3 protein-coding genes are annotated in these 6000 nt (G+C 73.1%); all 3 read right to left on the bottom strand.

Translation table 11 applies throughout. The annotated features are described in order from the left end of the window. Positions 1–143: 143 nt before the first annotated feature. The 3 genes from ACFWZH_RS28180 to mgtA all read right to left on the bottom strand — a co-directional run bounded on the left by ACFWZH_RS28180 (position 144) and on the right by mgtA (position 5460). Positions 144–1406 carry a GNAT family N-acetyltransferase gene (locus ACFWZH_RS28180; protein ID WP_384437083.1) on the bottom strand — a complete coding sequence of 421 codons (1263 nt, stop codon included), beginning with the start codon at positions 1404–1406 and terminating at the stop codon, positions 144–146. Positions 1407–1415: 9 nt separating this feature from the next. After that, a complete protein-coding gene (locus ACFWZH_RS28175; protein WP_384437080.1) occupies positions 1416–2612 on the bottom strand; it encodes a winged helix DNA-binding domain-containing protein in 1197 nt (398 codons plus the stop codon). A gap of 115 nt (positions 2613–2727) precedes the next feature. After that, complete coding sequence (gene mgtA / locus ACFWZH_RS28170) at positions 2728–5460, bottom strand: magnesium-translocating P-type ATPase (RefSeq protein WP_384437077.1); 2733 nt, start codon at positions 5458–5460, stop codon at positions 2728–2730. Positions 5461–6000 lie beyond the last annotated feature (540 nt).

Below are 6000 nucleotides of genomic sequence, written 5' to 3'. Positions count from 1 at the left end.
CCCTGCGCCCGGGCCAGGGGGCTGACCTCCCCCACTCCCTCCCCCGCGGGCCCCCCCGCGGGCCCCCCTGCCCGCGCCCCGCGCCCGCACCGGCCCCGGTCCTCGTGCGGCGCGCTCCTCGTACGGCGCGTCGCGTCGGCGGGTCAGTAGTTCTCCCCAGTGAACGGCAGCCACTCGGTCTCCAGCGCGGCATCCAGCCGGCGGACCGCGCCCGGGGTGTGCTCGGTGGCCAGACCGGTGTGCACGAAGCGGCGCAGCGGGCTGCCGCCCAGGTAGCAGGCGGCCAACTCCCTGACGTCCAGGGTGAGATCGGGGGCGTCGGTGGTGGCGGTCCAGGTCGTGGCGCGGCCGGGCCCCGCGGTCAGCCGGAAGCGGCCGGCGTTGGCGGGCAGCGCGGCGTCGCCGAGGTCGACGACGAGGTCAACGGGGGACGCCCAGGAGCGGGCGGTCAGGGCGGCGCGGACGTCCACCAACCGGACCCACAGGGACGGTTCCTGGCCGGTGACGCGTACCTGGTCGCGGTCGGCGACGAGGTACAGCAGCGGGTCGTCGGCGGGGCGGGCGTCGATCTGGACCTTCGTGGTGAGGTCGATGGAGCAGAGGTAGGACCACAGGGCCGCGGCGGCCGGTGCGCTCTCCGCTTCCAGCTCGTCGACACGGACCGCCCCGGGGCGGCCGTCCCCCGGCCCGCGGGTGCGGTAGACCGCGTAGCCGCCGGGCACCTCGCCGGGCGCGCCCAGCACGACCACCCGCAGGGCGCCGAAGCCGTCCAGGTCCTCGGCGCTGCGGGCGCCGTCGAGGTCCAGCACCTCGTTGCGCCACCATGCCTCGTCGCGGGTGAACCGGCCCGCGCGGTGGGCCAGGCTCGCGTCGTAGCGCGGCGCGAGCACCTCGGCCGCCTCGGCCGGGGCGATCAGCCGCAGCGGTCGGGCGTCGGGGTCGAGGCGCAGCGCCAGCGGGCGGGACGAGTCGATCTCGACGCGGTACGCCTCGGTCGCGGCGCCGAACCCGAAGCGGCCGTAGATGGCGCTCTCGGACGCCCAGAGGCAGGCGATCGGCCGGCCCTCGTCGGCGCAGCGGCGCCAGAGCCCGTCCAGCATCGAGGTGAGCACTCCGCGACGGCGGTGCGTGGGCGCCACGGAGACGAAGTCCACTGCGGCGCAGGGGAGTTGGCCGCCGGGGACGGAGAGGGTGAGGCGGTGCGCACCGGCCAGGCCGGCGAGCCGCCCGCCGTCGTACGCCCCGACCCGGGCGCAGGCCCGCAGCAGGTCGTGGTGGTGCTGACGGGTCTTGTCGGCCGGCTTCAGGTGGAAGGCGAGGTAGGCCAGGTCCAGGGCCTGGCCGAGGTCGGACTCGGGGAGGTCCCGGATGTCCGTGGTGGCGTGGGGGTGGTCGTCACTGGTCACCCGGGGACGCTAACCCGGCGCGCCGGGAGGTTCATCCGTATTTTGACGCACCGCCCCGCTCCGGGCGACCTGGCCGTAGCGCAGGTCGTGGGCGGCGTCCGGGGACGTCATCCGCAGTACGCCGGCCGCCTCGTCCTCCACCGCGGCCCGCTCGGGGCGGGTCAGCGTGTCGAAGGGCTCGATGGTCAGCCATGTGGTGCCGCCCGCCGTGTCGGTCCGCCACAGCCCGCGGATGGTTCCGTCGACGAGGAGGACGCGGTAGGCCACATTGCGGTCCCAGGTGCGGCCCTGGTACTCGGGCGCGAGGATGCGGGTGCGGTCGGCGTGCGAGAGCGCGACGTTGTCGTACTCCGGGAGGAAGCGGACCGGCGCCTCGGTGTCCGGGTCCGGCAGCGGCGCGTCGGGCAGGTCGAAGAGCTCGACGCCGTGCTCGTCGCGGAAGGTGCGCAGCCGCGGCCGCAGCGGCTCGACCACCTCGCGGAGCCGGGTCAGCCCGCACCAGGTCTGGATGTCCTTGACGGACGCCGGTCCGAATGCGGCGAGGTAGCGCAGGAGGACGGCGGGCAGGTCCCGTTGCGGATCGGGGTCGGCGGGAACCGGGCGCCGGGCCGGTTCCGGCGCGGTGGCCAGCCAGTGGTCGAGGGTGGTGTGCGCCGCCCGGCCGGCGCGCCCCCACAGGCCGCGCGGGGTGACCTGGACCAGGGGGAGCAGCTGGCGGGCGGCGAGGGCCAGCGACCGGCCCTCGTGCCGCGGCCACTCCTCCTGGAGCCGCTCCCCCAGCTCCTGGAACGTCAGCGGCTGCTGGTCGACGAGCGTGCGGGCGAGGTCGGCCAGCCGGTCCAGGTCGACGCCGCCCAGCTGCCGGGCGAAGTTGCCGCGCAGGACGCGGTCGTGCACCGGCTGGTGCAGCGGGCGCAGCAGCCGGGCGTCGCGAGCGCTGACCAGGTGGATGGTGGAGCGCATCGCGGAGATGCGGACGGCCTGCCGGGTCTCCAGGAGGTCGGACAGCTGTTGCGGCCGGAAGTCGGCCAGCCGGGCGGCGAGCGCGTGGTAGGGCGGGCGCGGCGCCTGGGCCTGGAGGCCGAGCAGCCGCTCGACGGCGTCGAGTACCCCCGTCTCGCTGCGGCGGAGCAGGAGTTGGCGCTCCAGGGTGGCTCGGCCGAGGGCGCGGGCGGTGAGCAGGGGGGAGGTGCGGCGCTGCGTCATGGCGACGACGGTAGCGGCCCTTGCGGACGAGTCCGGTCCGCAAGGGGGCGTCTCTTCGATCTCGGTGGATCAGCCTGAAGAGACACCCCCTGGGGCCGGCCTCCCCGTGCCGCCCTCACAGCCAGTCGTGGAACCGGCGCACGTACCAGCTCTTCACGCCCTGGGTGAGCAGGCAGTACGCCGCCAGGGTCGCGATCAGCCACGGGAAGTAGCTCATCGGCAGTGCCTGCATGCCGAGCGCACCGGCCAGCGGCGAGAACGGCAGATACAGCCCGACGGACATGATCAGCACCGTCATCACCGCCACCGGAAGGGTGGCCCGGGACTGCAGGAACGGAACCCGCCGGGTGCGCAGCATGTGGACCACGAGCGTCTGGGTCAGCAGCCCCTCGACGAACCAGCCGGACTGGAACAGCGCCTGGTGGGCCTCGGAGTCGGCCCGGAAGACATGCCACATCAGCAGGAAGGTGGTGAGGTCGAAGAGCGAGCTGGTCGGCCCGAGGACGAGCATGAAACGGCCGATGCCGCGGGCGTCCCAGGTACGCGGCGTACGCAGGTAGTCGCGGTCCATCCGGTCCCAGGGCGTGGCCAGTTGGGAGATGTCGTAGAGCAGGTTCTGTACGAGCAGCTGTATGGCGAGCATCGGCTGGAAGGGGATGAACGCGGAGGCGACCAGCACCGAGAAGACGTTCCCGAAGTTCGAGGAGGCCGTCATCTTGAGGTACTTGATGGTGTTGCCGAAGGTGAGCCGGCCGCGCCGAACGCCCTGTTCGAGGACGGTCAGGTCCTTGTCCAGGAGGATGACGTCGGCGGACTCCCTGGCGATGTCGACCGCGGTGTCGACGGAGATGCCGACATCGGCGTCGCGCAGGGCCGCGGCGTCGTTGATGCCGTCGCCGAGGAACCCGACGGTGTGCCCGTCGGCCTTCAGCGCCCGTACGATCCGGGCCTTCTGGGCGGGGCCGGTCTTGGCGAACAGTGTGGTGGTGCGGGCCAGTTCGAGGAGTTCGGCGTCGTCGAGCCGCTCGATCTCGGCGCCGGTGACGGCGGTGCCGGCATCGATGCCGACCTCCGCGCAGACCCGGGCGGCCACCCGTTCGTTGTCGCCGGTGACGACCTTGACCGCGATGCCGCTGTCGGACAGCGCCCGCAGCGCCTGCGCGGCGTCCCGCTTCGGCGGTTCGAGGAAGGCCAGGAAGCCGATCAGGGTCAGCTCGTCCTCGTCGGCGACGCGGTAGGTGTCGCGCTCGGCGGGCAGGGTGCGCATCGCCACGGCCAGCACCCGCAGCCCCTGCCGGTTGTGCTCCTGTGCGGTGGCCAGGGCGCGACGGCGCAGGGCGTCGGTCAGCTCCGTACGGCGGCCGCCGTCGGCCGCACGGTCGCACAGGGCGAGCACCTCCTCGACCGCGCCCTTGGTGACCATGATGTGTTCGCCGGCCGGTCCCGAGGGGTCGTTGCGGCGCAGCACCACCGACATCCGCCGGCGCGCGAAGTCGAAGGGGACCTCGTCGACCAGGGTGAAGCGGGCGTCGACGACGACCTCCTCGGCCTCGTGCATCCGGTCGACGACGGCCCGGTCGAGCAGGTTGCGCAGCCCGGTCTGGAAGTGGCTGTTGAGGTAGGCGTATTCGAGGACCTCGCCGTCGGCCTCGCCGTGGACGTCGAGGTAGCGGTCGAGGACGATGCGGTCCTCGGTCAGCGTCCCGGTCTTGTCCGTGCACAGCACGTCCATGGCGCCCAGGTCCTGGATGGCGTTGAGGCGCTTGACGACGACCTTGCGCCGGGCCATCGCCACCGCGCCGCGCGCCAGGTTGGTGGTGACGACCATCGGCAGCATCTCCGGGGTGAGCCCGACGGCGACCGCGACCGCGAAGGTGAACGCCTCGGCCCAGTCGCCCTTGGTGAGCCCGTTGACCAGGAAGACGACGGGGACCATGACCAGCATGAAGCGGATCAGCAGCAGGCTGACCTTCTTCACTCCGATGTCGAAGCCGGTCTCCGGGCGCTCGCCGGTCAGCGCGGTCGCCATGGAGCCGAAGTAGGTGTGTGCGCCGGTGGCGACGACGACGCCGGTGGCGGTGCCGGAGGTCACCGAGGTGCCCGTCAGGGCGAGGTTGTCGGCCTCGACCGGGTCGCGGGTCTCACGTCGGCCGTCGTCGAGCAGCCGGGTGTCGGCCTTGGCGACCGGCAGCGACTCGCCGGTCAGCGCGGCCTGACTGACCATCAGGTCCTTTGCGGTCAGCAGCCGCAGGTCGGCGGGGACGAGGTCGCCGGCGGCCAGCTTGACGAGGTCGCCGCGCACCACGCCGTCCATCGGGATCTCCAGGGTCGTGGGCAGCCGTCCGTGGCCGGCCAGCCGTTGGACCGTGGTCGTCGTGGTGACCAGGGCGCGCAGCGCGGCGGCGGAGCCCCCGGCGCGCCGCTCCTGCCGGCACCGCAGCCCGACGCTGATCAGCACCATCGCACCGAGGATCGCGATCTTCGGGTCGAACGGCTCCTCGTCGGCGACCCGCAGCCACTGCGCGTACATGACGGTGACCAGTACCGCGAGCACGAGGACGAAGGGGTTGCCGAAGGCCCGGCCGAGCCGGGCGTACCAGCGCGCGGCGGGCTCCGGCGCGATCACGTTGCCGCCGTCGCGCGCCAGGCGGCCCAGGGCCATGCCGTGCGACAGGCCGCCGGGCGTGCTCCGCAGGTCCGCCAGGACCTGGTCGGCGGGGCGGCGGGCGGCCTCGGCGAGCCGGGCGGCGACCTGCCGGGTCCGCGCGGCCGGTTCGGCGGCCCGGCGGTCCCGGCGCGGGCGGTGGCTCGGCGGAGCGAGCTTCTGAGGGGTGAGCAGTCGGGTCATGGCATAACCTCCGAGCGCGCGGGAGGGCATGACGGCAGGCCGAATCGCCGCACGACGGCCGTCCGTATTCCGCCGTACCCGGATGCGGGAATTCGGGAAGGCGGGAATGCGCGACGCGGAAATGCAGCGCTCACCGCGGACGTCGTTCGACAGGACGGCCGGGAATATCACCGACCGTTTTTCGGCAGGCCTCGGCGGCCCCGCGCGAAGAATGCGGAAAAGGGAACAGGGCGGCTCGGACGGAGCTCGACACCCTGGTGTCAAAGGTGAGGGCACACAGCGGAGCAGCCTCGGAGGGCAGCACACCGCCCCGAGGGACCCGCTCGAAGAGAAACTGAGGTCAGCTCACTGCCACGCTGCGGCAAGGACTTCCTTCGGGACTCATCCCGATCACCTCCCTGCTCGCGCGGACATTGCCGGGCGCCTCTCAGAGGGCGCCGTCAACTCCGTATCCTGCCATATCCCCTCAAGTGGCCTCTCATCCTTTTGGTCAAGATTCCGTCTGCGGAGGCGGGCCCTCGGAGAACGACGGAGGGCGCC

Source organism: Streptomyces sp. NPDC059008, from assembly GCF_042749045.1.
In the GTDB taxonomy this organism is placed as follows: Bacteria; Actinomycetota; Actinomycetes; order Streptomycetales; family Streptomycetaceae; genus Streptomyces.
This window is presented reverse-complemented; position numbering and strand designations above follow the sequence as displayed.

Bases quoted from the DNA above. Each gene is read 5' to 3' on its own strand.
- ACFWZH_RS28175 (WP_384437080.1), bottom strand. From the start codon at position 2,612: ATGACGCAGCGCCGCACCTCCCCCCTGCTCACCGCCCGCGCCCTCGGC.
- mgtA (WP_384437077.1), bottom strand. From the start codon at position 5,460: ATGACCCGACTGCTCACCCCTCAGAAGCTCGCTCCGCCGAGCCACCGC.